Source organism: Planococcus sp. CAU13 (assembly GCF_000775575.1).
In the GTDB taxonomy this organism is placed as follows: domain Bacteria; phylum Bacillota; class Bacilli; order Bacillales_A; family Planococcaceae; genus Planococcus.
The window spans coordinates 1-2,326 of sequence record NZ_JRGN01000273.1 but is presented as its reverse complement, the minus strand read 5'-3'; the positions used below and the strand labels follow the sequence as shown (position 1 = coordinate 2,326).

The 2,326-nt window shown below is 37.5% G+C and carries 2 protein-coding genes; both read right to left on the bottom strand.

The features are described 5' to 3' along the window. Window positions 1-102: 102 nt before the first annotated feature. The gene (locus KW93_RS13015; RefSeq protein ID WP_033543465.1) at window positions 103-957 is read right to left on the bottom strand and encodes a hypothetical protein; all 855 of its coding nucleotides are present in this window, start codon (window positions 955-957) and stop codon (window positions 103-105) included. 318 nt (window positions 958-1,275) lie between these two features. Further along, a complete protein-coding gene (locus KW93_RS13010; RefSeq protein ID WP_033543464.1) occupies window positions 1,276-1,884 on the bottom strand; it encodes a DUF4064 domain-containing protein in 609 nt (202 codons plus the stop codon). Between the last annotated feature and the right edge of the window lie 442 nt (window positions 1,885-2,326).

Below are 2,326 nucleotides of genomic sequence, written 5' to 3'. Positions count from 1 at the left end.
TCGGCCTTACGCCTAAAAACACACTGGGTCTTGCATATTAAGTCGGTCAAGTCTTTCATACCTATATAGTAGTCTAAAATTCTTCGAAGTCAACAAAATAATTCAATTATTTTTTCTTCTATCTTCCTTTAATGAACTTAACTCTTTATTTAGCTTCTCCACTTCGTCTTTTAGTTTAATTATTTCAACTTCTTGCTTAGGGTTGGTAAATCCAAAGACCTTATTTTTGATTGCGAAAAACATCTCCTTCCTTTTATTAAAATTTTTTTTACTTTTATCTAGAACATACCCAGCTCTATTCGGTTCGCACAATCTATAATAACTTAACGTTTGTGGCTCATTTAGCAATACCAATGAATCTTTCTTTTTCAAGTCGGAATAGATCCTTTTCAGTAAAAATTGTGTGTCTTTGTTTACAACTGGCTTCATTTTTCCGAATTCATCTTTCATATATTTCGGCGACTTTAAAGGGACACAGAATACTTTTTTGTTTAATTGATCTTTCTCTAGTATTAAAACGGGGTGCGAAAAGCTAAGTTCATTGTCGAAACCTAATAATAAATTCGCATAATATATTTCTCCAATTTCTGGTTGGAAATTTTTAAATATTTCCGTGTCTTCGTTAAATGACTTTCTTTGAAAAAAATCGACCATTGAAATAATATACATCATTTTACTTCGGTGATTATAGGTTTTTTCCGTTCCATATTTTTCGGTCTTGGTGTATCTAAAAAAAATTTCATTCATTATTACTTTTTCATTCCCTACAAGTCCTTCTTTATTGTACTGATCCCTAATTAAAAAAATGGATTTCAACTCTTCTAAAATCTTCAAATCATAGTTATTGATTAAATCCTTTTTTATTTTATTCTTAACTCTTAAGTTTTCGCTGTTTTTTAAATTTTTCATTACAATGTTCATATGATTTTCAATTTTTTTTATGTCTTGTCTATCCATCTCCCACCATCCATATTCAAAAAAGTCTTTCAATTTGAATAATCATAATGAAAAAGAACAAAAAGGCGAGAAAAAGAGAAGAAAAAAATAGCACCGCCGATCCGCGAAATAGGTTTTTGAAAACCTTTGCGAATTGGGGTGCTATTTGATGTTATAAAGCTGTGTTCAAATAGGGTCTAATAGATAGCCTTTTTGGGTGATTATTTACGTTTTTGCGATTCAAAACCGAACGGCTTACTCTGTGAGCAGGTGCTTTTTGTTTTATCCTGTCCAGACTCCAGCGGCCCAGCTCTGAACGGGCGCTTCCGCTCTTCTTACTTACAGCGGACGGTAAGGTGTATCGTCATCGCTGCGCCGTGTATCTTCTTTGCGGAGCATGTCATCTGTTCTTGTTCTCGGAGCTCCGTCCTGACGGTCGATCGGATCGCTCCCTCTGCGGACAGTGTCCCCGTGGTAAACCGGATCTTCTTTTCTGTACAGTTCATCTTCACGCATCGGCGGTTTGCGCACGAAGCACATGATGGCTGCAATATAAAACAGAATCGATGTCAGCGACAGCACTCCGGCAAGCAATCCGGCAAGGATAAAGAATATACCCGCCAGATTCGCGCCTCCTGTTCTCTTCAGGTTAATGACAGCCACGACTGCCAGAATTGTGCTGAGCACGAGCATGGCCACGATGGCCCAACCGAATACACCGACAGTGTCCATGATAAAGTCAACGATCATCTGGGCTTCCTGCGGGTTCCCTTCAAATGCAGGATCGTTCATAATTTCCTGCTGGAACTGCTCGAATTCGGGCGTCCCTTCCAAACTGCTGATGCTTGTGATAAGCCACGCCAATAAAATGATTCCAATTACGTTAAAGACAATTCCGATGATGCCAAGGATTCTTTCCCCTGTTCTGCTGATTCTGTTATTGTCCATAATTCCGCCTCCTTATAATCTGTAGCTATTCCACTTAACGATACGACGAAGAGAAAAAATAGTTTCATAGAATAGGATTCCCTTAAACAAATTTCACAAAACATGTTTATTATTCTTCGTCCCGGGTAATTAATTTGTAACAAACAAAATTACTAACATTTGAAAGGGGTTCTATAAAATGGAAAAAGATTTAGTATTCAGCCAATCAGATTTTATATACGGAATAGGCGGAGCTTCAATTTTGACCGGTATTGTTTTCTTAATGACATTCCTATAAGAAATTGGAGGCAGTTATGCAAAACTACATAAACAAAACTTAGAAAAAGCAATCCAAACCATAATGATGGCGGATTGCTTTTTTGTGTTATTATGTCTAACTCCAGCAGCCCGGCTCTTCGGCAAAAAGGCTGCTCCTGTCTCTGCATCGCTGCGCTAGCTTCGA